This window comes from Sphingomonas olei, assembly GCF_045369765.1.
Taxonomy (GTDB): Bacteria; Pseudomonadota; Alphaproteobacteria; order Sphingomonadales; family Sphingomonadaceae; genus Sphingomonas; species Sphingomonas panaciterrae.
Map to the genome: position 1 here is coordinate 70,500 of NZ_JBIQEU010000002.1, position 23,145 is coordinate 93,644.

General features: G+C 65.9%; 19 protein-coding genes. 9 read left to right on the forward strand and 10 right to left on the reverse strand.

Annotated features, from left to right (window positions below; genetic code table 11):
* Positions 1-42: 42 nt before the first annotated feature.
* A complete protein-coding gene (locus ACH0BU_RS02880) occupies positions 43-522 on the forward strand; it encodes an EF-hand domain-containing protein (protein WP_500263716.1) in 480 nt (159 codons plus the stop codon).
* Here ACH0BU_RS02880 and trmFO read toward each other — a convergent pair.
* The gene (gene trmFO / locus ACH0BU_RS02885) at positions 519-1,829 is read right to left on the reverse strand and encodes a methylenetetrahydrofolate--tRNA-(uracil(54)-C(5))-methyltransferase (FADH(2)-oxidizing) TrmFO (protein ID WP_500263717.1); all 1,311 of its coding nucleotides are present in this window, start codon (positions 1,827-1,829) and stop codon (positions 519-521) included. The two genes, ACH0BU_RS02880 and trmFO, sit on opposite strands and share 4 nt — an antisense overlap.
* 56 nt (positions 1,830-1,885) lie before the next feature.
* Positions 1,886-3,130 carry a TetR/AcrR family transcriptional regulator gene (locus ACH0BU_RS02890; protein ID WP_145118879.1) on the reverse strand — a complete coding sequence of 415 codons (1,245 nt, stop codon included), beginning with the start codon at positions 3,128-3,130 and terminating at the stop codon, positions 1,886-1,888.
* 154 nt (positions 3,131-3,284) lie between these two features.
* On the opposite strand from ACH0BU_RS02890, the gene ACH0BU_RS02895 reads away from it, so the two are divergent.
* The 5 genes from ACH0BU_RS02895 (at position 3,285) to ACH0BU_RS02915 (ending at position 8,484) form a co-directional block, all read left to right on the forward strand.
* On the forward strand, positions 3,285-4,601 hold the full coding sequence (locus ACH0BU_RS02895; protein ID WP_136451651.1) for an acyl-CoA dehydrogenase family protein: 1,317 nt from the start codon (positions 3,285-3,287) through the stop codon (positions 4,599-4,601).
* A 102-nt stretch (positions 4,602-4,703) separates the two neighbouring features.
* Entirely contained in the window at positions 4,704-5,792 is a 1,089-nt protein-coding gene (locus ACH0BU_RS02900; protein WP_500263718.1) for a Zn-dependent alcohol dehydrogenase, read from the forward strand.
* Positions 5,789-6,859: a phosphotransferase family protein gene (locus ACH0BU_RS02905; protein WP_125944540.1), complete on the forward strand. Its 1,071-nt coding sequence runs from the start codon at positions 5,789-5,791 to the stop codon at positions 6,857-6,859. Before ACH0BU_RS02900 ends, ACH0BU_RS02905 begins: the two co-directional genes overlap by 4 nt.
* 30 nt (positions 6,860-6,889) lie before the next feature.
* Positions 6,890-7,654, forward strand: coding sequence for an SDR family NAD(P)-dependent oxidoreductase (locus ACH0BU_RS02910; protein ID WP_125944541.1), 765 nt, complete (start codon positions 6,890-6,892; stop codon positions 7,652-7,654).
* Between the two features lie 35 nt (positions 7,655-7,689).
* On the forward strand, positions 7,690-8,484 hold the full coding sequence (locus tag ACH0BU_RS02915; RefSeq protein ID WP_334654529.1) for an SDR family NAD(P)-dependent oxidoreductase: 795 nt from the start codon (positions 7,690-7,692) through the stop codon (positions 8,482-8,484).
* A 77-nt stretch (positions 8,485-8,561) separates the two neighbouring features.
* On the opposite strand, the gene ACH0BU_RS02920 is transcribed toward ACH0BU_RS02915, so the two are convergent.
* From ACH0BU_RS02920 to ACH0BU_RS02955, 8 genes are all read right to left on the reverse strand, one after another.
* Positions 8,562-10,406 carry a DUF885 domain-containing protein gene (locus tag ACH0BU_RS02920; protein WP_500263719.1) on the reverse strand — a complete coding sequence of 615 codons (1,845 nt, stop codon included), beginning with the start codon at positions 10,404-10,406 and terminating at the stop codon, positions 8,562-8,564.
* An 81-nt stretch (positions 10,407-10,487) separates the two neighbouring features.
* Positions 10,488-11,417, reverse strand: coding sequence for an acyl-CoA thioesterase (locus ACH0BU_RS02925; RefSeq protein WP_046410322.1), 930 nt, complete (start codon positions 11,415-11,417; stop codon positions 10,488-10,490).
* 134 nt (positions 11,418-11,551) lie between these two features.
* Positions 11,552-12,679 (reverse strand): acyl-CoA dehydrogenase family protein, encoded by a 1,128-nt coding sequence (locus ACH0BU_RS02930; RefSeq protein ID WP_046410323.1) that lies wholly within the window; start codon positions 12,677-12,679, stop codon positions 11,552-11,554.
* A 137-nt stretch (positions 12,680-12,816) separates the two neighbouring features.
* The gene (locus ACH0BU_RS02935) at positions 12,817-14,001 is read right to left on the reverse strand and encodes an acyl-CoA dehydrogenase family protein (RefSeq protein ID WP_046410324.1); all 1,185 of its coding nucleotides are present in this window, start codon (positions 13,999-14,001) and stop codon (positions 12,817-12,819) included.
* The gene (locus ACH0BU_RS02940; RefSeq protein ID WP_052742579.1) at positions 13,998-14,402 is read right to left on the reverse strand and encodes a VOC family protein; all 405 of its coding nucleotides are present in this window, start codon (positions 14,400-14,402) and stop codon (positions 13,998-14,000) included. Before ACH0BU_RS02940 ends, ACH0BU_RS02935 begins: the two co-directional genes overlap by 4 nt.
* Positions 14,402-15,721 carry an amidase family protein gene (locus tag ACH0BU_RS02945; protein ID WP_145118885.1) on the reverse strand — a complete coding sequence of 440 codons (1,320 nt, stop codon included), beginning with the start codon at positions 15,719-15,721 and terminating at the stop codon, positions 14,402-14,404. The genes ACH0BU_RS02940 and ACH0BU_RS02945 overlap by 1 nt, the downstream gene beginning before the upstream one ends.
* 105 nt (positions 15,722-15,826) lie before the next feature.
* Entirely contained in the window at positions 15,827-17,857 is a 2,031-nt protein-coding gene (locus ACH0BU_RS02950; RefSeq protein ID WP_301090275.1) for a 3-hydroxyacyl-CoA dehydrogenase NAD-binding domain-containing protein, read from the reverse strand.
* Between the two features lie 60 nt (positions 17,858-17,917).
* Positions 17,918-19,141, reverse strand: coding sequence for a serine hydrolase domain-containing protein (locus ACH0BU_RS02955; protein ID WP_500263720.1), 1,224 nt, complete (start codon positions 19,139-19,141; stop codon positions 17,918-17,920).
* A gap of 114 nt (positions 19,142-19,255) precedes the next feature.
* Between ACH0BU_RS02955 and ACH0BU_RS02960 the strand changes: the two genes are divergently transcribed.
* The 3 genes from ACH0BU_RS02960 to ACH0BU_RS02970 all read left to right on the forward strand — a co-directional run bounded on the left by ACH0BU_RS02960 (position 19,256) and on the right by ACH0BU_RS02970 (position 23,120).
* A complete protein-coding gene (locus ACH0BU_RS02960; protein ID WP_500263721.1) occupies positions 19,256-20,986 on the forward strand; it encodes a class I adenylate-forming enzyme family protein in 1,731 nt (576 codons plus the stop codon).
* Between the two features lie 32 nt (positions 20,987-21,018).
* Complete coding sequence (locus tag ACH0BU_RS02965) at positions 21,019-21,744, forward strand: Crp/Fnr family transcriptional regulator (protein ID WP_046410329.1); 726 nt, start codon at positions 21,019-21,021, stop codon at positions 21,742-21,744.
* Positions 21,745-21,878: 134 nt separating this feature from the next.
* A complete protein-coding gene (locus ACH0BU_RS02970; protein WP_500263722.1) occupies positions 21,879-23,120 on the forward strand; it encodes an AI-2E family transporter in 1,242 nt (413 codons plus the stop codon).
* The last annotated feature ends 25 nt before the right edge of the window (positions 23,121-23,145 follow it).

The window sequence follows — 23,145 nt, forward strand, 5'->3', positions numbered from 1 at the left end:
GTCGCTTCTTCCGCTAGCATCATGGTTAACGGGGGGCGGAAAATGTGGCGATATCTTGCAGGGGGCGTCGCGGCGCTGCTGATGGTGGCGGCAGGCTGGATGCTGTTTTCGAGCCGCGCGGGGACCGAGCCGGTCCTGCCGGCGATGCCGCAAAATGCGCCAGCGCCCCCACCTGCCGTTGAAGCCGGCGGGGAAGCCGGCGGGGTCGATGTCCCGGAAGCCACTCCCCGAACGCGGGAGGAGAAGCGCTTCGGCCGCTATGACAAGGATCGTGACGGCGGCATCACCAACGCCGAATATCTGGCGTTACGTCGCAAGGCTTTCGCGAAACTCGATACGAACGGTGACGGGCGCCTGTCGTTCGAGGAATGGAGCGCCAGGACTGCGGCAAAATTCACCGCGGCCGACAAGGATCGATCTGGCGTGCTCGACGCGGCTGAATTTGCCACGACGGCGGTGAAGCGGAAGGGCAAGCCGCGGTGTTCCTGCCCTCCCGCTCGAAATGCCGATGAGGACGATTAAGCCGCGAGCCATGTCGAAAGAGCCGCGCGCGCGCGGTCGGTGTACATGCGCTTGCGATCGGCCTTCTTGGTCCGCCCTTCAATCGGCGGAAATAGGCCGAAGTTGACGTTCATCGGCTGATACGTCTCTGCCACCGCGGCGCCGGTGATGTGGCCGAGAAGCGCGCCAAGCGCGGTTTCAGGTGGGGGTTGCAGCATCTTCTTGCCGGCAAGCTCGGCCGCAGCAAAGCGGCCGGCGAGCAGCCCGATCGCCGCGCTTTCGACATATCCTTCGCAGCCGGTGATCTGACCGGCGAAGCGGATGTTGGGACGCGATTTCAGGCGCAGTTCCGAATCGAGGAGTTCGGGCGAGCGCAGGAAGGTGTTGCGGTGAAGCCCACCGAGCCGGGCAAATTCCGCGTTCTCGAGGCCGGGAATGGTGCGGAACAGACGCACCTGTTCGGCGTGCTTCAGCTTCGTCTGGAACCCCACGATGTTCCACAGCGTGCCGGCAGCATTGTCCTGCCGCAGCTGGACGCATGCGTAGGGCCAGCGGCCCGTGCGCGGATCGTCGAGACCGACGCCCTTCATCGGGCCGAAGCGCAGCGTCTGGGGGCCGCGCTCCGCCATGACCTCGATCGGCATGCAGCCTTCGAAATAGGGGACGTTCTCCCACTCGCGATATTCGGTCTTCTCGCCGGCGATCAGGGCAGTGACGAAGGCGTCATATTGCTCGCGGTCGAGCGGGCAGTTGATGTAGTCGGTGCCATCGCCCTTGTTCCAGCGCGATTGGAACCAGGCAACATCCATGTTGATGCTGTCGCGGTGCACGATCGGTGCGATCGCATCGAAGAAGGCGAGGGCGTCCTTGCCCGTCTCGCTCGCGATGGACTCCGAAAGGCTTGCTGCCGTGAGCGGGCCGGTGGCGATGATTGCCGGACCGTCGGGCAAGGTGTCGACGCGTGCGCGCACGATCTCGATCCGCGGATGTGACGCCAGCCGTTCGGTGACGCCCGCCGAGAATCCGTCACGATCCACCGCCAGTGCGGATCCGGCTGGCACGCGATGCCGATCGCCCTCAGCCAGGATCACCGAACCGAGCGTGCGCATCTCCTCATGGATCAGCCCTACCGCGTTGCTGGTCGCATCGTCCGACCGGAAGCTGTTCGAGCACACCAGTTCGGCGAGGTGATCGGTATGGTGGGCGGGCGTGTTGTCGCCGCTGCCGCGCATTTCGGACAGCCGAACGGAAAAACCCGCCTCTGCCAGCTGCCAGGCAGCCTCGGACCCGGCGAGCCCGCCGCCGATGACGTGAATATCGTGTGTCATGCGGCGCCGATTAGGCGCTCGGGCGCCCAAATGGAATGCGGCGCGGTGCCTGTGTCTTAACTCTCCACCGCGCGGTCGTCGAACATGCCGAAGGCGAGCGTTGATGCGTATAGGGCGATCGCGCGCTCACTGGGCATCGACCAGGCCCACTTGCGCATGTCGAAGGCGGCGTTGAGGAAGGCCATGACGAGCTGGCTGGCGACAAGCGGATCCACCGCGCGGATCGTCCCTTCGGCGATACCGTCCGAGATCGTGCCGGCGAAGCGCCGTGCAATGCGGTTCGATCGTTCGACCATCGCCTGCCGCACACTGCCGGGCAGGCCGCTGAGCGCGGTGGTGCGAAGCAGCGGGCCGAGCTCCGAGAATTGCACGCCCAGCAGGGTCGCGAACATCGCCGACAGCCGGTCCCAATGGGTGCCGCCCTGTTCATCGGCCAGACGTTGCGTCGCGGAGATCGTATCGAAGCTGCGCTTGTAGCAGGCGATCACCAGATCGTCCTTCGCGTCGAGGTGGTGGTAGAAGCTGCCCTTGGTGACGTTGAGCTCGCCAGCGATCCGCTGAACCGAGGCGCCGCGATAGCCCAGTTCGTTGATCAGCCGCGTGGCGGCGAGGAGAAAGGCCTCGCGTCCCTCTGCCGGGTCGTGCGGCAAGGTGACCGGGCGGGGCGCCCAGCGCGCGCCGGCGCCGGCAAGGCCATGACGGAACACGTCCATCACCCGCGCCTCGACCCGATCGAGCTGATCCATGTCATAGCGCGGCAGCCAGACCGGCAACCAGAAGGTGTTTTCCATCAAAACGTGCGCGCGCGCACCGTTCAGGTCGGTCTGCGCGCGGGTTTCCGCCGGTCCCCACAGGTTGCGCGCGCGGCGAAACACCTCCCGCCATCCGCTGAGTAACCGGCTGCGCACGGGATCTTCCATGGCGCGAAGGTCGGAGAGGCCGGCAATCTGGCGTTCCTCGCCGCGCTGCACCCGCGACAGGCGTGCCATGTTCAGCGCGAGATAGCGTTCGACCCGCGCCTGTGGCGTCGGGGCCTCCATCGCAGCGTCCAGCATCACCAGCAGGTAATCGAGCGTATGCTCGAACGCCGCGGCCGCCAGGTCTTCCTTGCGTTTGAAATAGTAGGTGACGCTGGTGGTGTTGAGGCCGACACGCCGGGCCACGTCCGCAAAGGTCATGCCCTTCGCGCTTTGTTCATTGATTGCGTCGGCTGCGGCGGCAAGGATGGCTTCGCGCTTCGCCCGAAAGCGCCGCGTGCCGATCTCCTCCCCGTCGCCGCTCGGTTCCACCTGAGCTTGCATCGGTTGATCGTAGCAGCGATTTTTCGAAGAAATAGTCCCTTTTATCACCTTCGTGTTTCCACGGACCGCATGGGTGGCGCGAACTAAATCAGGCGCTTTACCGAAGATGCGGTACGCTCTACAGCCGCATCAAACAGCGAAGCGGAGGGATGCGATGGACTTCACCTTGACCGAGCGCGAGACCTATTTCCGGGACCGCGTTAAGGCCTTCATCGACGCCGAGATCGCGCCGCGGCAGGCCGAATACCACGAGCAGGCGCACACTGGCGATCGCTGGAAGGTGATCCCCGTCATCGAAGAGGTGAAAGCGAAGGCCAAGGCGGCCGGGCTGTGGAACTTCTTCATGCCGCCGCACTCGGGGCAGACGCATGTCGACGAGACGTTCGAGTTCGAAGGGACTCAGCTCACCAACCTCGAATATGCGCTGTGTGCCGAGGAGATGGGCAAGATCGGCTGGGCGAGCGAAGTGTTCAACTGCTCCGCGCCAGACACGGGCAACATGGAAGTGCTGCACCGCTACGGCACGCTGGAGCAGAAGGAGAAGTGGCTGCGTCCGCTGATGAACGGCGAAATCCGCTCCGTCTTCCTGATGACCGAGCCTGCGGTCGCCTCGTCCGATGCAACCAACATCGAGACGCGGATCGAGCGTGACGGCGATCATTATGTGATCAACGGCGTCAAATGGTGGTCGTCGGGCGTGGGTGATCCACGCTGCAAGATCGGCATCCTGATGGGCAAAACGAGCTTCGAAGGATCGCGCCACCAGCAGCAGAGCCAAATTCTCGTGCCGATGGATACGCCGGGCATCAAGATCGAGCGGATGCTGTCAGTCTATGGCTATGACCATGCGCCGCACGGCCATGGCGAAGTGAGCTTCACCAACGTCCGCGTGCCGGTCGAGAACGTCATCCTCGGCGAGGGCCGCGGCTTCGAGATCGCGCAGGGCCGGCTTGGGCCGGGCCGCATCCATCACTGCATGCGCACGATCGGGGTCGCCGAAGTTGCGCTGGAGAAGATGGCGAAGCGCCTCCTCAGCCGTGTCGCCTTCGGCAAGCGGATTTCCGATCACTCGGTATGGGAGCAGCGCGTGGCGCAGGCCCGGATCGAGATCGAGATGACGCGACTGCTGTGCCTGAAGGCCGCGCAGACGATGGACGCGGCGGGCAACAAAGCTGCCAGCCAGGAAATCGCGATGATCAAGGTGTTCGCGCCCAACATGGCGCTGCGCATCCTCGACGATGCGGTGCAGGCGCATGGCGGCGGCGGCGTGGCGGAGGACTATGGCCTTGCCCACGCTTGGGCCTCCCAGCGGACGCTTCGCCTCGCCGACGGGCCGGACGAGGTCCATGCCCGCGCCATCGCGCGCAACGAATTCGGCAAATACGGCGACTGGAAGGCGGAGATCGCGAATGACCGCGCCGCGCCGCGCAGTGCCGAGATTTCGAGTGGTGACATCGGCGTTTCGCGCTGAGCCTTTCGTCGCCCGACCTGCCTCAGATCCCGCTGCCGGCAAGACCAGCAACGGGGCTGGGGGCCGGGTGACGAGCATTCGTCAGAATAATGGAGAGAGACCGTGAAAGCCGCTGTCATCTTTGAAACCAAGGCGCCGCTCCAGATCGAGGACGTCGTCGTATCCAAGCCCGGCCCGCATGAGGTGCTGATCCGCACTGTGGCGTGCGGCGTCTGCCGTTCCGACCTTCATTTCGTCGACGGCGCCTATCCGCATCCGCTGCCGGCAATCCCGGGGCACGAAGCCGCCGGCATCGTCGAGGCCGTGGGTGACGAAGTCCGCACGGTGAAGGTTGGCGACGCCGTCGTCACTTGCCTCAGCGCCTTCTGCGGCCATTGCGAGTTCTGCATCACCGGGCGCATGTTCCTGTGCGTCAGCGCGGAGACCCGCCGGTCGCCGACGGCGGAGCCGCGGTTGCGGCTGGCGAATGGCGGCAACGTGAACCAGATGCTGAACCTGTCGGCCTATGCCGAGCAGATGCTGGTGCACGAGCATGCCTGCGTCGCGATTGACCCGGAAATGCCGCTTGATCGCGCCGCGCTGATCGGCTGCGCGGTGACGACGGGCGCGGGCGCGGTGTTCAACACCACGGACGTGACGCCGGGCGAGACGGTGTGCGTCGTGGGCTGCGGCGGCATTGGCCTTGCCGCGGTCAACGCCGCCAAGATTGCCGGTGCGGGCAAGATCATCGCGCTTGATCCGGTGCCGGAGAAGCGCGCTGTGGCCGAGAAGCTGGGCGCGACCCACACGTTCGACCCGTTGGCCCACGGCGTCGTCGGCGAAGTGGTGGAACTAACCAAGGGCGGCGTTCACCACGCGATCGAGGCGGTCGGCCGGCGAGAATCAGCGCAGACGACCGTCGACGTCCTTCGCCGCGGCGGCACAGCGACGATCCTGGGCATGATGCCGCTGGATTCGAAGGTCGGCCTCTCCGCGATGGAGCTGCTGTCGGGCAAGAAGCTGCAGGGCGGCATCATGGGGTCGAACCGCTTCCCGGTGGACATCCCGCGCCTCGTCGATTTCTACATGCGCGGCATGCTCGACCTCGACACGATCATCGCAGAGCGCCTGCCGCTCAACCGGATCAACGACGCGTTCGATGAGCTCCGCAAGGGCGATGCGACCCGCAGCGTGATCGTGTTCGATCAATGAGCACGGCGGTGGCGGAAGATACCGGTCTCCAGGCGGAGATCAGCGAGCGCGATCGGCTCGACACCGATCGCCTCACCACTTGGATGGAAGCGCATGTTCCGGACTTCGCGGGTCCGCTGACCTATGCGAAGTTCGCCGGCGGGCAATCGAACCCGACGTACAAGCTGATGACGCCGGGGCGCAATTACGTGCTTCGCCGCAAGCCAATGGGCGAGCTGTTGCCGTCTGCGCACCAGGTGGATCGCGAATATCGCGTGATGGCTGCGCTTCACCCGACGGGCTTTCCGGTGCCGCGGCAATATGGCCTGTGCGAGGACGACAACGTCATCGGTTCCGCCTTCTACGTCATGGAGATGGTGGACGGCCGGACGATCTGGGACGGCTCCTTCCCGGGCATGGATGCCGATACGCGGCGTGCGCATTACAACGCGATGATCGATACGCTGGCGGCGCTCCACAACGTCGACCTGAAGGCGACGGGGCTCGAGGATTTCGGGCGAGCGGGCAATTACTTCGAGCGCCAGGTGAGCCGCTGGACGAAGCAGTACCGCGGCGCCGAGACCGAGCATATGCCGGCGATGGAGCGGCTGATCGAGTGGCTGCCACGCACCATCCCGGAGCAGACGCGCACCACGATCGTCCATGGGGATTATCGCTGCGACAACATGAAGTTCGCGCCGGGTCTCGAACCGCGCGTCGCGGCGGTGCTCGACTGGGAGCTCTGCACGACGGGCGATCCGCTTGCTGACCTCAGCTATTTCCTGATCAGCTGGGTGACCGAGCCGGAGGGCCGTTCGGGCGTGATGGGGCTGACTGGGCCGGAGACCGGGATTCCGACGGTCGAGGAAGTCGTCGCGCGCTATTGCGAAAAGACCGGACGCGATGGCGTTCCCGATCTCAACTGGCTGCTGGCGTTCAACCTGTTCCGCCTCGCCTCCATCGTTCAGGGCATCCGCAAGCGCTTCCTGATTGGCACGGCGTCCAGCGCCAATGCCGAGGCGACCAGCGCGCGTGTGCCGATGCTGGCCGATGCGGCCTGGTCTTTCGCCGTCAAGGCGGGCGCGTAACCCGCGCCTTCTACAAGAAGAGAAGTAGCTATGAGTTTGTTCGATCTGACCGGCAAGGTCGTCGTGATTACCGGGTCGTCGCGCGGCATCGGCAAGGCCAGCGCGATCGCCTGCGCTGAGCAGGGCGCGAAGGTCGTGATCTCCAGCCGCAAGCAGGATGCGTCGCAAGCCGTCGCGGACGAGATCAACGCCCGCTTCGGTGAAGGCACAGCGATCGCAGTGGCCGCCAACATCTCGGACAAGGCGGCGCTGCAGACCCTCGTCGATGAGAGTCGCCGCGCATTTGGCCGCATCGATTGCCTGGTCTGCAACGCAGCCTCCAATCCCTATTACGGTCCGCAGGAAGGGATCGCGGACGAGCAGTTCCGCAAGATCCTCGACAACAACATCCTCTCCAACCACTGGCTGATCACGATGGTGGCGCCTGAGATGAAGGAGCGGGGAGAAGGTTCGATCGTGATCGTTTCGTCGATCGGGGGCCTACGCGGGTCGACCGTCATTGGCGCGTACTGCATCTCCAAGGCAGCGGACATGCAGCTCGCCCGCAACCTTGCCCATGAATATGGCAAGCACGGCATCCGGGTGAATTGCATCGCGCCGGGATTGATCAAGACCGACTTCGCCAAGGCGCTGTGGGAAGACGAAGCCGCGGTCGCCGAACGGAACCGGACCACGCCGCTGCGCCGGATCGGGGAGCCCGAGGAGATTGCTGGTGCGGTTGTGTACCTCGCGTCCAAGGCCAGCGGCTTCATGACGGGGCAGACGATGGTCATCGACGGCGGCGTGACGATCTGAGGATCGCGCGAGCAGCGTATTGAGCGGAGGTTGAAGTGAGGTTCACGGGCAAGTCGATCATTGTCACGGGCGCAGGTTCCGGCATCGGCCGCGCGGCGGCGACGCTGTTTGCGGCAGAGGGCGGCCGGGTCGTCGTTGCGGACAAGGTGGGGGCTGAGGCGACGGCTGCCGCAATCCGGGAAGCCGGTGGTACGGCCCAGGCGATCGAGATGGATGCGGGTAACGAAGAGGATGTGCTGCGCACCATCGCGCTCGCCTGCGACAGCTTCGGCGGGCTCGATATCATGTTCGCCAATGCCGGCATCTCAGGCGGGATGGCGAACATCTTCAATACCGACGTCAGCCTGTTTAGCGAGGTGCTGCGCGTCAACCTGATCGGACCGTTCCTGGCGATCAAGCATGGCGCCCCCCGCATTGCCGAGCGGGGAGGCGGTGCGATTATCCTGACGGCGAGCGTGGCCGGTATTCGCTCGGGCGCGGGGTCGCCGGCATATTCCGCGTCCAAGGCCGGCGTCATCAACCTCGCGCAGGTTTCGGCACAGCAGCTGTCGGGATCCAACGTTCGCGTCAACGCGATCTGCCCCGGGCTGACCGAGACCGGCATGACGCAATCGGTGTTCGATTATGCGCGTGAGGCAGGCAAGATCGATCGCGTGGGCCGCCTCAATCCGCTGCGGCGCGGCGCGCAGCCGGAGGAACTGGCCAAGGTGGCGCTGTTCCTTGCCTCGGATGATGCAAGCTATGTCAATGGACAGGCGGTGGCGGTGGATGGCGGGCTGTCGTCCAGCCATCCGGTGACCAAGCAGGAATATGGGCGCACCAGCGCCTGAACGGGCACTTTCCAGCGCCTCCGAAGCGGTTGAACCACGTTTCCGGAGACGCTGTATATCGGGAAACCGCTGATCGATCAGGCCGGTACGGTCTCACACCAGCGGTCGACCACCTTGCCGAGTACGCCGAGCGGCATTCCGCCGGCCTGAACCACCGCATCGTTGAAGCCACGTACGTCGAAGCGCGAGCCGAGCTTCTGCCTGGCGGCGTCGCGCAGGCGGTTGATTTCATTGTGGCCGGTCTTGTAGCCCAGCGCCTGACCCGGCCACACGCAATAACGGTTGATCTCTGAATGTGCCCGGCTCTCGGTATAGCCGGTCGCCGCCATCAGCCAGCGTACGGCCTGATCGACCGACCAGCGCTTGTGATGCAGGCCGGTGTCCACCACCAGGCGCGCGGCACGGAAGTTCATCGACTGCAGATAGCCGATCCGACCGAGGGGATCGTCGTCATAATAGCCAAGCTCCGCCCCGATCTGCTCCGCATACAGGCCCCAGCCTTCGGAATAGGCGTTGAAGGCGAGCAGCGTTCGGATCAGCGGCAGGTCAAAGGTATATTCGCCCTGCCAGATGTGCCCCGGGATGCCTTCGTGGAATGTGAGCGTAGCAAGTTCGAAGCGCGGCCAGTTCGCGGTATCGCGCAGGTTGATGTAGTAGATGCCGGGCGTCGAGCCATCCAGCGCGCCGGGGCCGGCGTAGCCGTTGGGCGCGCCATTCTCGATCGCCGGGGGCACCCGCTTGATGACCAGATTGCCGCGGACGAGCTTGCCGAAGGCCTGCGGCAGACCCGGGCGGAGGCGGTCGACCACAGTGTTGAGATAGGCGAGAAGCTCGGCACGGCCCGCGTCGTTGTTCGCGAACAGGAGGTCCGGGCGCTTGCCGAGCGCGGCGAGCCGCTCCCCGGGCGTGCCCTGAGTTAGCCCCTGTGCGCGGAGCAACGGGTCCAGCTCGGCAGCGTAGGCGCGGCACTGCTCGAGGCCGGATGCATGGATCTCGTCCGGCGTGCGCTTCGTCGTAGTGGCGGCCTCGGCGAGCCATGCGTAGCGATTCTCCGCGTCGGGCATCCGCCACATGCCGCCATCCTCCGGTGCGCGCGAGCGGAACGAGGCCAGCGTGTCGGCCTGCTGTACGAGGGCGGGCGCGATCCGGCGGTCGACGATGGCGGTGGCGCGGGTGGTCCAGTCGCCGGTCAGGCCCGCCTTGGCGACCTTGTCGGCGAAGGTGCGGATCATCCCCTGTTCGGCCGCAGGCTGCGCGGCGCCGGCGCGCAATTGCGCGGCCGTAATGTCGTTGAAGGGGGCCGGCAGCAGAACGTTCTGGCCCGCATCGGCCTGTATCCGGCGCGTTTCGGCCTCGAGCTGACCGGCATAGGCCTCCAGCCGCGCAAGGTATGCCTCGGCATCCGCGCGACTTGCGACCTGATGCTTGTTCTCGAGCAAATCCGGCGTGTCGACGAACGCGCCATTGCCCTGAGTCACCACATAGGGAGTCGAACGATAGTTGTTGTTCGACAGAAAGGCCATGTCGCCGACTGGCATCCGCTGCCAGCCGTCGAGCGCGATCTCATGCGCCGCGATCACGGTTTCGACATGGGTTGCGACGGCCGGCGTAAGGGCGGTGCGATCGATCCGCTGTAGGCGGGCGAGCCGCTGTGCAGCGGCGCTGCGGCGCGCGGCTTCCGCATCGGCGCTGCGATCAATGAGCCTGGTCTTCAGCGCCAGCCGCTTGCCCTGGTCGAGCCCGAGATACGCCGCGCCGTCGGGATAGGCGGTGAGAAGTGCGTCGGCCTGCTGATCGAGCAGCGCGAGGGCAGCCGCGTCAGCGTCCGCCACTGGGGCCTGCGCCAGCGCCGGCGGGGTGAGGGCGGTGCTCGCGGCAAGCGCGGCGGTGCCGGTGAGAAAATCGCGGCGATCGATGGTCATGGATGGATCCTGGAGGACAGGAGGGTGTGCCCCTCAACCAGCATGCGGGCGGGAGCAGAAGCAGGAAGCGGCCATCAGCCGCTATTCGGCGCGGGGCGTGCGCTGGCGGATCAGCCCTTCCTGCGCCACCGTTGCGACGAGGCGGCCATCCTGGGTGAAGACCTGCCCGCGGTTCATGCCGCGCGCGTGGCCAGCCCAGGGGCTGTCGGTGGCGTAGAGCAGCCATTCGTCGGCGCGAAAATCCTCGTGCAGCCAGATCGAGTGATCGAGACTGGCGCTCTGGAACCCGGGGGTCGTCCAGTTGACGCCGTGCGGCAGCATGCAGGTGCCGAGCAGCGCCATATCCGACGCATAGGACAGCACCGCTCGGTGCATCGCGGGATCATCCCCGATTGGCGCGATGACCCGGAACCAGCTGTGCTGGATCGGTTCGCTGGGGGTGGGATTGAACCATTTGCGCGGAAACACCGGCCGCATCTCGATCGGGCGCGGGCGGGTGACCATGCGCCGCTGCTTTTCGGGGAGGTGCACGGCGTCGCGGGCGCGAAGCTCCGCCTCAGTCGGCAACGATTCCGGCGGCGGCACGTCGGGCATCGCATCCTGATGATGGAAGCCTTCCTCCGGCACCTGCAGCGAGCAGGCAAGGTTGAGGATCGGAGCGCCGCGCTGCATCGCGATGACGCGGCGGGTGGCGAAGCTGCGCCCTTCGAAGTCGCGCACGACGCGGTAGACGATAGGGAAATTTTCGTCGCCCGGCCGCATGAAATAGGCGTGGAGCGAATGGGCGATCTTGGGCGCATCGGTCGAGCGCTGCGCGGCCTGGAGCGCCTGCGCGATTACCTGACCACCGAAGACGCGGCCCACGCCGCCCTTGGACCGGCGGCCACGGTAGAGATCGGTATCGATCTCCTCGACGTCGAGCAGGTCGACGAGATCGGCGGCGAGCGATTCAGGCGTAGGAGTGGGCCGGGTATCGGTAGGGGGAGGCGTGCTGTCGGAGGTGTCGCTCATCTATTCCAATCCCTGGGCCTGAAACGACAGGGCCAAGGACGGTCGCGCCACGTGGAAGTGCCACCATGCGTCGCCGATTGCCTTGCCCCCCGGATGTCGTTCCCCTCCCTCCTGCTGGAAGGAGGGGAAAAGCGTCAATAGCCGGCCGCGCGCGCGAGGCGATCGGCGTGGAAGTTCGCGTCGCCGAACAGTTCGGCCAGGACGCGCTGGCGCTTCATGTAGAAGCCGATGTCATATTCATCGGTCATGCCGATGCCGCCGTGCATCTGAATGCCCTCCTGCACGCTGAGCATCGTGGCGAGGCCGGTCATCGCCTTGGCGACCGAGACGGCAGCGTCCGCCTTCTCATCACCGGCGTCGAGCAGCTGCTGTGCCTTCAGCACGGCGGCGCGGGCCACTTCCATCTCGCTGTAGAGATGCGATGCGCGGTGCTGCAGCGCCTGGAAGCTGCCGATCAGCACGCCGAACTGCTTGCGCTCCTTGAGGTAGTTCACCGTCATGTCCATCGCGCCAGCGCCGACACCGAGCATTTCGGCAGCGGCAGCCGCACGGCCCGCGCGCAGCAGGCGATCGAGCGGCGTGCGGCCGGCGTCAACCTCGCCGATCACGGCGTCGGCATCGACCTCGACACCGTCGAACTCGATCCGCGCGGCGAGGCTGGCGTCGGTCAGACGCTCGGCCTTGGCGGTCATGCCGGCGGCATCCTTGGGCACGGCGAACAGCGTGACGCCGTCCTGATCATCGGCCGAGCCGGCGGTGCGCGCGGCGACGATCACCACGTCAGCAACATGGCCGTGGTGGACGAACTGCTTGGCGCCGGTGAGCTTGAAGCCGTTGCCGGCGCGCTCCGCCTTCATGGCAACCGAGGAGCGGTGCTTGGCGCCTTCGTCGATCGCGAGTGCGGCAACGGTCTCACCGGCGAGGATGCCGGGGAACCAGCGATCGGCGTGCGGCGTGCCCTTCATCGCCTCGACCGCGGCGACGGCGGTCTGAAGGAAGGGCGAGGGCGACAGGTTGCGACCGATTTCTTCGAGCACGACGCCCGCCTCGACATGGCCGAGGCCAAGGCCGCCCTGTGCCTCGTCGATGAGGATGCCGGTGAAGCCCATGTCGGCGAACTGCTTCCACAAGTCGCGCGAGAAGCCGGTCTGGTCATTGTCGTCGCGCAGCTTGCGCATGTGGCTGACGGGGGCGGAATCGGCCACGAAATCGCGCGCGGTGTCGCGCAGCATGGTCTGATCTTCGTTCAGGAAAAGAGGCATCGTTCGTCCCTTTTACGCCCCGGCGCGCATGAGCGCCGGAGGAGGTGGGAAGCGGCGGCAGGCCCGTGGCCGCGCCACCCGCTTCCCGTAGATGGTCTGGCGAGCGCGCCCTTCCCGCGAGGGGAAGGGCGACCCGATCACGCGCCCGGCAGCTCCAGGATGCGCTTCGAGATGATGTTGAGCTGCACCTCGCTGGTGCCGCCCTCGATCGAGTTCGCCTTGGTGCGCAGCCAGTCGCGTGCCGGCGCACCGCCGCGCGACCGCTCGCTTTCCCATTCCAGATTGTCCGAGCCGCCCGAGGCCATCAGCAGTTCGTGGCGCGCCTTGTTGAGCTCCGTGCCGTAATATTTCATCATCGACGGCTGGGCGGGGTGCGCGCGACCGGCCTTTAGCTCGTCAATGAAGCGTTCGGACTGGGCGGCGAACGCCTTGGAGCGGACCTCGAACTCGGCGATCTTGGCGCGCAGCAGCGGATCAGCGAGGCGACCGTCATGATCGAGGCCGATGGTGGCGATCGCGCCCTCGATCAGCGGGTTCCTGCCACCGCCGCCGAGGCCCATGTTCGAGATCATCTCACGCTCATGGCCGAGCAGGTATTTCGCGACGTCCCAGCCCTTGTTGAGCTCTCCGACGAGGTTCTCCTTCGGCACCTTCACATTGTCGAAGAAGGTTTCGCAGAAGGGCGAATAGCCGCTGATCAAGAGGATCGGCTTGGTCGAGACGCCCGGCGTCTGCATGTCGAACAGGACGAAGCTGATGCCCTTGTGCTTGTTCGTCTTGTCGGTGCGCACGAGGCAGAAGATCCAGTCCGCGTAATTCGCGTAGCTGGTCCAGATCTTCTGGCCGTTGATGAGGAAGTGATCGCCCTTGTCCTCCGCCGAGGTGGCGAGGCTGGCGAGGTCGGACCCGGCGTTCGGCTCCGAATAGCCCTGGCACCAGCGGATCTCGCCGCGCGCGATCTTGGGCAGATGCTCCTTCTTCTGCTCCTCGGTGCCGTATTTCAGCAGCGCCGGCCCGAGCATCGAAATGCCGAAGGAGGACAGCGGGTTGCGCGCACGGATGCGGGCCATTTCCTCGCGCAGGATCTTGGTTTCGGCCGCCGAGAGGCCGCCGCCGCCATATTCCTTGGGCCAATCGGGCACGGTCCAGCCCTTGGCGCCCATGGCGTCCATCCACTGCTTCTGCGCCGGGGTCATGGCGCTCTGGTCGCGGCCACCCCAGACGCTGTCTTTCTCGCTGCGGATCGGCTCGCGCATCTCGGGCGGGCAATTCGCCTCGAGCCACGCGCGCGTCTCGGCGCGGAACTGATCAAGATCGGTCATTCGCTTGCTCCTTCGCGGGTCTTCTCGCGCAGATATTGGATGAGTTCGATGGTGTGGCCTTCCGGATCATCGAGGAAGGCGATGCGCATGCCGGGGAGATCCTCCGGCGGGCGAACGGCAGTGGCACCGGCGGCGATCGCGCGATCCCAGGCGGCCTGGATGTCGCGGGTCGACAGGCCGAGCGGCCCGTGATTGTCCCCGCGCACCAGCGCGCGGCCGTCGGTGTGATGATAGAGGACGAGGGTGAAGGGATCGTCCGGGAGGCCGATCAGCACCTCTTCCATCCCCGGAAGCGCGATGCGATTGCGCTCCGTGAAGCCGAACGCTTGCGCGTAGAAGGCGAGCGCGCGCGGCAGATCCTGCACGACGAACTTGGTGAAGAGGATGCGGCCGACGGTCATTATGCGGCCCCCGCCGCATCGTGGATGTCGCGCGCCGCGGCGATGGCGGTACGGTCGGCGTAGAGGTCCGCGATCACCTGGACGCCGATCGGCAGCCCGTCCGCATCCTTGCCGATCGGCACGCTGGTGGCGGGCAGCATCGGGAAGGTGGCGAGGCCGGGGAAGACGAACTGGTGGAAGAATTGCGTGTCCTCGCCGTCGATCGAGAGGCGGCGGGTGGCGAGCGGTGTCGGATCGTGCGGGAAGGCCGTCATGCCCACCGTGGGCGCGATCACCGCATCGTAGCGTTCGAACAGACGGCGCCACTGGCGCTGGTTGCGGGCCTGCTCGTCATGGAGGTGGAGCCAGGGTTCGAGCTCGGGCGCGGCCTGCCCCTCGGGACGCGGGGCGCGGCGCGACATGGCGATGTTGAGCATCTGCCAATAGCCGGCGTGCTGGCGTTCGAGATCGGGGAGGAGATCGCTGCTGGTGTCGACGGTGGCGCCGGTTTCCCGCAGCGCGTTTGCGACCCGTTCGAGTGCGGCGATGATCGATTGCTGCACCTTTGCCATCGGGTGGCTGGTGAGGAGCAGGAAGCGCCATTTGTCACCGTGGCGGCGGGCAGGGGCGAGCGGGTGATCGGCGACGATGTCGAGCGCGGTTTCGAGATCGTCGGCATCGCGCGCCATCGGACCGAGCACCGACAGGACGGTGCGCGCCCCGTCGGTGCCGGGCATGTAGTGGCCCTCCGTGGGGATGACACCCCAGGTGGTCTTGTGCCCCCAGACGCCGTTGAAGGCGGCGGGCACGCGGATCGAGCCGCCGATGTCGGAGCCGAATTCGAGCGGGACCATGCCGGCGGCGAGCGCGACGGCCGACCCGCCGGACGAGCCGCCCGCGACCCGATCAGGGTTCACCGCATTGTTGGTGCGGCCATAGACGGGATTGTCGGACTGTAGATCCGACAGGGCGGGGGGAACGTTGGTCTTGCCCAGGATGATCGCGCCCGCCGCCTTCAGCCGGCGGACGGTGATGGCGTCTTCCGCCGCAGTGAAATCGCGATGCTCGGCAAAGCCGAAGGTCGTCGGCAGGCCGGCGACGTCATAGCTTTCCTTGATCGTCATCGGCACGCCGAGGAGCGGGCCGTCGAACCCTTGCGCGATGCGCGCGTCGAGCTCGGCCGCCGCGGCGCGGGCGCGATCGAAATCACGCACCACGACGGCGTTGAGCGGGCCGTCGCGCTCCTCGATCCGGGCGATCGCCGCCTCGGTTTCCGCCAGCGCGGTGGTGGCGCGAGAGCGGACCGCGGCGGCGGTTTGCAAAGCGGTGCGTTCAGTCATCGGCCCGTGCTCCTGTGCCCGCCTGCCCGCCGCGCGTGGCAACGCCGGCCCCGGAAGGGGAGCGGCGGCACCACGGCGCGACGGGCAGGGCGGGGCACGTTTCGGTCACTTCAGCGCAGCGCCCGTCTCGGCTGCGGTCTTGAGGCTCTCGGCGACCTTGAAGCCATGCTTTTCAAGGCCTTCGACGATCTTCTTCAGGCCGACTTCATTCTGCGCCCAGAACATCGGGCCGCCGCGATAGACCGGCCAGCCATAGCCCATGATCCAGACCACATCCACGTCGCTCGCGCGCTGCGCCTTGCCCTCTTCGAGGATCAGCGCGCCTTCGTTGACCATCGTGTAGAGCGTGCGCTCGACGATCTCCTGATCGGTGATCTCGCGCTTGGGCAGGTTCGACTTGGCGCGGAACTCCTCGATGATCTCGAGCGCGCGCGGGCTGGGCGTAGCGTTACGCTTCTCGTCGTAATCGTAATAGCCGGCGCCCTTCTTCTGGCCCCAGCGACCCTCGGCGGCGAGCGCGTCGCGGATGCTTTCGATCCGGCTCGGATCGCGATGCCAGCCGATGTCGACGCCGGCGAGATCGGCCATCTGGAACGGGCCCATCGGCATGCCGAATTCGACATGGACCTTGTCGATCTGCTGCGGCGTCGCGCCTTCCATGAGGAGCTTGTTCGCCTCGATCTGACGCGGGCTGAGCATGCGGTTGCCGATGAAGCCGTGGCAGACGCCGGCGACGACGGCGACCTTCTTGATTTTCTTGGCCAGCGCCATGACGGTGGCGAGCACGTCCTTCGCCGTCTTTTCGCCGCGCACCACTTCGAGCAGGCGCATGACGTTGGCCGGCGAGAAGAAGTGCATGCCGACGACGTCTTCCGGACGCTTCGTCACCGCGGCGATCTCGTCGACGTTGAGGTAGCTGGTGTTGGTGGCGAGGATCGCGCCCGGCTTGGCGATGGCGTCGAGCTTGGTGAACAGCTCCTTCTTGACGTCCATATTCTCATACACCGCCTCGATGATGAGATCGCAGTCGGCGAGATCCTCGAGCTTCAGCGTCGGGGTGAGGAGCCCCATCGCCTTTTCGGGCGCATCGGGCTTGATCCGGCCCTTGGCAGCCGACGCCTCGTAATTCTTGCGCATCACGCCGGTGCCGCGGTCGAGCGCTTCCTGCTGCATCTCGACGATGGTGACCGGGATGCCCGCCGACAGGAAATTCATCGAAATGCCGCCGCCCATCGTGCCGGCGCCAATCACGCCGACCTTGTTGATCGGGCGAAGCGGGGTCTTGGGATCGACGTCGTCGATCTTGGCGGCCTGACGCTCGGCGAAGAACAGGTGGCGCTGGGCGGCGGACTGGGTGCCGGTCATCAGCTTCATGAACTGTTCGCGCTCGAACTTCATGCCCTCATCGAAGGGAAGCTCGCTGGCGGCGACGACGCAGGCGATGTTGGCGGCCGGCGCATCGAAGCCGCGCATGCGGCGGCCGTGCTTCTTCTTGAATTCCTCGACCGCTTCGGGATCGGGGGCGACCGTCTTGTCGCGGACGCGCGGGATCGGTTTCTTGTCGGCGATCTCGCGGGCGAAGGCGATCGCGTCCGCTTCCAGCGAGTCCTCACCGACGACGCGGTCGACCAGGCCGACCTCGGCAGCCTTCTTGGCCGGGATCGGATCGCCGATCGCGACCATCTCAAGCGCGGCCTTCACGCCGACGATGCGCGGCAGGCGCTGCGTGCCGCCCGCGCCGGGGAGCAGCCCGAGCTTCACCTCAGGAAGGCCCATCACCGCCGAGGGGACGGCAACGCGATAGTGGCAGGCGAGCGCGACTTCGCAGCCGCCGCCAAGCGCCGTGCCGTGGATCGCGGCGACGATCGGCTTCTCGCTCGAATCCATCATGTCGATGACTTCGTGGAGCGACGCGCCCTTGGGCGGCTTGCCGAATTCGGTGATGTCGGCGCCGGCGAAGAAGGTCTTGCCGTCGCAGCGGATCACCATCGCCTTGATCGCGGGATCGTTGATCCCCTGGCTGACACCCTCCTTCAGCCCGTCGCGCACGGCCGCGCCGAGCGCGTTCACCGGCGGTGAATCGGAGATGATGACAAGAACGTCGTCGTGGCGTTCGAAGCGGACGGGGGATGTCATTGTGCGTTGGTCTCCAAAACAGGATGGTTGTGCGGCCGGCGGACCGGCCGGAAGGGTTCGTTACTTGAGCGCCGAGTAGATCATCGTCTTGAGCTCGCGCCGGATGGGATAGATCATGCTGGGCGACAGCTGGGTCATGAAGACCATGGTCAGCCGCTCGACCGGATCGATGAAGAAGGCGGTGGAGAACATGCCACCCCAATAATATTCGCCGACGCTGCCCGGCATCATCGAGCGCGCGGTGTCGATCGTGACTGCGAAGCCGAGGCCAAAGCCGGTGCCGGCATTCTGCGTCTCGCTGAACAGCGAGCGCGACATGGACGACAGGTCCGCGCCATTGGGCAGATGGTTCTGCGTCATCAGGTCGATCGTCTTGCGACCCAGGATGCGCACCCCGTCGAGCGTACCGCCGTTGAGGCACATCTGGCAGAAACGCTGGTAATCAAGCGCGGTGGAGACGAGCCCGCCGCCGCCCGACACGAGCGTGAACGGCGTCGACCACATGCTTTCCTCGGCGCGGTCGAACATCACGCGGCCCTTGCCGGGCACCAAGGTATAGCAATCGACCAGACGATCGAGCTTTTCCGAAGGAACGGTGAAGCCGGTGTCGTTCATGCCCAGCGGCTTGAAGATGCGCTGTTCGAAGAATTGCGGCAGCGACATGCCCGACACGCGCTGCACCACCGCGCCGAGCACGTCGGTGGAGACGGAATAGTTCCAGCTGGTGCCGGGCGAGAATTCCAGCGGCAGCTTGCCGAGCTCAGCAACAAAGCCGTCGAGATCGTAATTGCCGTGCCAGTTCTCCAGCTTCAGCTCGCGATGCGCGGCATCGATGTTGGAGCGGTTCTGGAAGCCGTAGGTGAGACCCGAGGTGTGCCGGAGCAGATCGACCATCCGCATCGGTTCTTCGGTCGGGCGGGTCATGAAGGGGACACCGGCGCCACCACCGGCATAGACGCCCAGCTTCTTGAATTCGGGCAGGACGTGATGGACCGGCGTGTCCAGTGCGACCTTGCATTCCTCCACCAGCATCATGAACGCGACCGAGGTGATCGGTTTCGTCATCGAGGCGATACGGAACAGGCTGCCGTCGTCGATCTGCTTCGCGCCACCCTCTCGCGCCGCCCCCTGCGACGAGAAATGCACGATTTCGCCATCGCGCGACACGAGCAGTTGGGTGTTCGGGAACTCACCCGAATCGAGGTACCGTTCCTTCAGGAAGGTATCGATCATGCCCAGCCGCTGGCTGTCGAAGCCGTGCTTCTCGGGTGACGCGATCTTCATGGCCCCTCCATACCCCTGTTTCTAATTCTCCTCTCCCTATCGCTTGAGCAGGGCGGGAATCAATCCTAACGTCGCGCAATACCGAAGCGAATTTTACCATGGGAGAAATTTGTCGTGGCAACGCAACCTCTGGCCGCATCCTGGCCCGCCGTCTCGATCAAAGAGGCAGAGGCGTTGCTGACCGCGCCGGGCGCGAAGTTCGAGATGGAAACGGTCACGATCCACGGTATTCCGACGCGGGTTTGGAAGAATGCGCCGCCCCACATGGCCGCGCTGGTGGCGGTATCGCGCGGGCATGGCGAGCGGCTGGCGACGATCTACGAGGATGAGCGCGTCAGCTATGATGCGCAGCACCGCGCAATCGCGGTGCTGGCCGCCGATCTGGCGGCGGGTGGGGTGCGCAAGGGCGACCGGGTGGCGATCGCAATGCGCAACCTGCCTGAATGGATCGTGGCATTCTTCGCGACCACGGTATTAGGTGCCATTGCGGTGCCGCTCAACGCGTGGTGGACGGGCGAGGAGCTGGTCTATGGCCTGACGGACTCGGGCGCCAAGGTGCTGATCGCCGACAACGAACGCTGGGACCGTGTGGCCGACCTGCGGGCAGATTATCCCGGCGTGACGCGCATCCTGGTCAGCCGCGCGGCCCAGCCGCTGGAGGGGGCCGAGCGGCTGGAGGATATCGTCGGTACGCCGCATGACTGGGCGGCGCTGCCGGCGGGTGATCTGCCCGATGCCGGCTTGGTACCCGAGGATGAGGCGACGATCCTCTACACCAGCGGCACGACGGGGAAGCCCAAGGGCGCGCTGGGCACGCACCGCAACTTCATGACCAACATCCTGTCGACCGGCTATGCGATGGCGCGCACGGTCCTGCGACGCGGCGATCCGCTGCCAGAACCGACCCCCAAGGTGGCGTTGACGGTGATCCCGCTGTTCCACGCGACGGCGCTGTCATCCGGACTGATGGGAGCGGTGGCCGCCGGCCATACGATCATTTACATGCGCAAGTTCGAGCCGATCCGCGCGATGGAGATCATCGAGCGCGAAAAGGTGAATTCGACCGGCGGCGTCCCGACGATCGCCTGGCAGTTGCTCGAGCATCCCGAGCGGCATCGCTACGACCTCTCCAGCCTGGAGACGATCGGCTATGGCGGCGCGCCGTCCGCGCCCGAGCTGGTGCGCAAGATCGCCGGCGAGCTGAAGTCGGCGCCCGGCAACGGCTGGGGCATGACCGAAACGACCGCGACGGTGACGACCCATTCGGGTGAGGATTATCTGCAGCGCCCCGAAAGCTGCGGGCCTGCCGTGGCGGTCGCCGACCTGAAGGTGACCGATGCGGACGGGCGTGAACTGCCGCCGGGGGAAGTCGGCGAATTGTGGGCGCGGGGGCCGATGATCGTGAAGGGCTATTGGAACAAGGCGGAAGCGACGGCGGCGACCTTCGTCGATGGCTGGGTCCGGACCGGCGACCTCGCGCGGCTGGACCAGGAGGGGTTCTGCTTCATCGTCGACCGCGCCAAGGACATGGTGATCCGCGGCGGCGAGAACATTTATTCGAGCGAGGTGGAGAACGTCCTTTACGATCATCCGGCGGTCACCGATTGCGCGCTGATCGGCATCCCGCACCGCACGCTGGGCGAAGAGCCAGCGGCCGTCGTTCACCTCGCCCCCGGCATGCAGGCGAGCGAGGCGGAGCTGCAGCAATGGGTGCGCGAGCGGCTGGCGGCGTTCAAGGTGCCGGTGGCGATCCATTTCTGTGACGAGATGCTGCCGCGAAACGCCAATGGCAAAATTCTGAAGCGCGACCTGAAAAGCTACTTTGAGGATCGTGTCGCCGCCTGAAGCGTTGCGACCTCGCAACAAAGGGGTATGCAGTGCACACCAAGGATTTTCTGCGTGGCCGGCGCCGCAACGAATTGAGCGCCGACGAACTCGCTGCCCTGGAAAGTGCGGTGGAGCGCGTGGAGCGGTATCCGGCGCGCAAGGTGGTTTCGCGGCGCGGGGAGCGCATGCGGTACAGCACGCTCCTGATCGAGGGGCATATGTGCCGCTTCATGGATGCGCGCGACGGATATCGCCAGCTGCTGTCCTATCAGGTGCCGGGCGATTTCGTCGATCTGCACGGCTACCCGACACGCTGCATCGACCATGACGTGGCGACGATCACCGAGGCGACCGTCGCGCTGGTTCCCCACGAGCGGATCGACGCGATCATGGCGGAGCGGCCGCATCTCGGCTTCCTCTTGTGGTTCAGCACGATGCTGGACGCCGCGGCGCATCGTGAGTGGATCTTCCGCATCGGGCGCCTCGACGCCGCCGGGCGGCTCGCGCACTTCATCTGCGAGGCCTATTGCCGCCTTGCCGCGGTCGGACGGGTCCAGGACCAGAGCTTCGACCTTCCATTGACGCAGCAGGACCTGGGCGAGGCGGTCGGGCTGACCAGCGTCCACGTCAATCGCGTGGTGCGACGGTTGCGCGAGGAGGGCTTGGCCGTCGTCGCGCGGGGGCGGGTGCAGATACTCGACATGACGCGGCTGGCGCGGCTGGGCGAGTTCGAGCCGGATTATCTCTACCTCGAGGACGGCCCTTGGGTGAACTAGTGGGGTGTCGCGGGACAATTTGCGGCGACGCGCTCACCCCCATCGTGCTCAATGGTCATTGCCGCAGGTGACCGTTATGGCGAGGCACCGGCAAGCGCGGCGCATTGTCTCGCTTCCTACCAGAGTCGATCGTCATGGCTGATCCCGTTTCCGGTTTCCCGGCGCCCTCGATCGTGCAGGACCAGCCAGTGCCGGCCGCGGCGCCGGCGCCGGAGGACCCGCGCGTCGCCCTCAGGCGCGATCGCTTGCTGGCGGCGTTGACGCTGACCGCAGGTTTCGGGCTGGTGGTGGGGTTGCCCTTTGCGCTGAAGGCGGGGGCCGAGTTCTTCATGCCGACCGCGGTGGCGCTGGTCGTCTCCGTCGCGCTCATCCCGCTGCTGGAGTGGATCGAGGCGCGGCGCGTGCCACCACCGATTGCGGCGCTGTTCTGCGTCCTGCTGTTTTTGGTGGCGGCGAACATCGCGCTGGCGGCGATCGTGGTGCCGGCGATCGACTTCTTCCAGCTGCTGCCGACGCGCATCGATCGCATCCAGAAGAATCTGGAGCCGCTGCTGGACCTGTATTCGAACCTGGAGCGCTATGCGAACCGGACGCTGCAGCGGCTGGCGACGAGCAATGTGCGGCAATCGCCCACGGCCGCGGTGGCGCCGCCCAGCTCGATCCTGGAACTGGCGGCGACCTCGGCGCCCGCGGTCATCATCCAGGTGCTGTATGCCGTCCTGGTGACGTTCTTTTTCCTGTCGGGGTGGACGCGAATCCGCCAGCGGCTGATCACCAATCGCGAAAGCTTTGGCGGCGCGATGGCGACCGCGCGGGTCATCCAGCAGGTGGTGGACGACGTGTCGAGCTATCTGGGCACGATCACCGCGATCAACATCGTGTTGGGCCTCATCACGGCAGGCGCGCTTCATCTGCTCGGCATGCCCTTCCCGTTGATGTGGGGCGGGATCGTCGCGCTGTTCAACTACATCCCTTATTTCGGACCGGTGATCGCGGCGCTGCTGGTCGCCATTGGCGGCCTGATGACCTTTCGCGACGTTGGCACCGCGATGGCGGCGCCGGCGATCATGTATGGCCTGCACCTGATCGAGGCGAACGTCGTCACGCCGCTGGTCGTCGGCCATCGCCTGACCATCAACCCGGTGCTGATCCTCGTCTCGCTGAGCTTCTGGGGATGGGTGTGGGGCACCGTCGGCGCGCTGCTGGCCGTACCGCTGCTGATCATCATCCAGACGATCCTCAAGGGTGCGGGCAAGCCAGACATCGCAGGCTTCCTCTTTGAACATGGTACATTGGTGCGCCAGCCGCAGAACGGAGTGCGGACGAGCGAAAAAAGTGACGCCGCAGTCGTTGACAGTCCCGCGCCCGTGGCATAGTGGCGCGCCTCCACGCTGATCCAAG

Coding starts and splice junctions, on each gene's coding strand:
- ACH0BU_RS02955 (WP_500263720.1), bottom strand. CDS start 19,141: ATGAAGATCGCGTCACCCGAGAAGCACGGCTTCGACAGCCAGCGGCTG.
- ACH0BU_RS02905 (WP_125944540.1), top strand. CDS start 5,789: ATGAGCACGGCGGTGGCGGAAGATACCGGTCTCCAGGCGGAGATCAGC.
- ACH0BU_RS02920 (WP_500263719.1), bottom strand. CDS start 10,406: ATGACCATCGATCGCCGCGATTTTCTCACCGGCACCGCCGCGCTTGCC.
- ACH0BU_RS02930 (WP_046410323.1), bottom strand. CDS start 12,679: ATGCCTCTTTTCCTGAACGAAGATCAGACCATGCTGCGCGACACCGCG.
- ACH0BU_RS02925 (WP_046410322.1), bottom strand. CDS start 11,417: ATGAGCGACACCTCCGACAGCACGCCTCCCCCTACCGATACCCGGCCC.
- ACH0BU_RS02935 (WP_046410324.1), bottom strand. CDS start 14,001: ATGACCGATCTTGATCAGTTCCGCGCCGAGACGCGCGCGTGGCTCGAG.
- ACH0BU_RS02890 (WP_145118879.1), bottom strand. CDS start 3,130: ATGCAAGCTCAGGTGGAACCGAGCGGCGACGGGGAGGAGATCGGCACG.
- ACH0BU_RS02970 (WP_500263722.1), top strand. CDS start 21,879: ATGGCTGATCCCGTTTCCGGTTTCCCGGCGCCCTCGATCGTGCAGGAC.
- ACH0BU_RS02940 (WP_052742579.1), bottom strand. CDS start 14,402: ATGACCGTCGGCCGCATCCTCTTCACCAAGTTCGTCGTGCAGGATCTG.
- ACH0BU_RS02910 (WP_125944541.1), top strand. CDS start 6,890: ATGAGTTTGTTCGATCTGACCGGCAAGGTCGTCGTGATTACCGGGTCG.
- ACH0BU_RS02895 (WP_136451651.1), top strand. CDS start 3,285: ATGGACTTCACCTTGACCGAGCGCGAGACCTATTTCCGGGACCGCGTT.
- ACH0BU_RS02880 (WP_500263716.1), top strand. CDS start 43: ATGTGGCGATATCTTGCAGGGGGCGTCGCGGCGCTGCTGATGGTGGCG.
- trmFO (WP_500263717.1), bottom strand. CDS start 1,829: ATGACACACGATATTCACGTCATCGGCGGCGGGCTCGCCGGGTCCGAG.
- ACH0BU_RS02950 (WP_301090275.1), bottom strand. CDS start 17,857: ATGACATCCCCCGTCCGCTTCGAACGCCACGACGACGTTCTTGTCATC.
- ACH0BU_RS02945 (WP_145118885.1), bottom strand. CDS start 15,721: ATGACTGAACGCACCGCTTTGCAAACCGCCGCCGCGGTCCGCTCTCGC.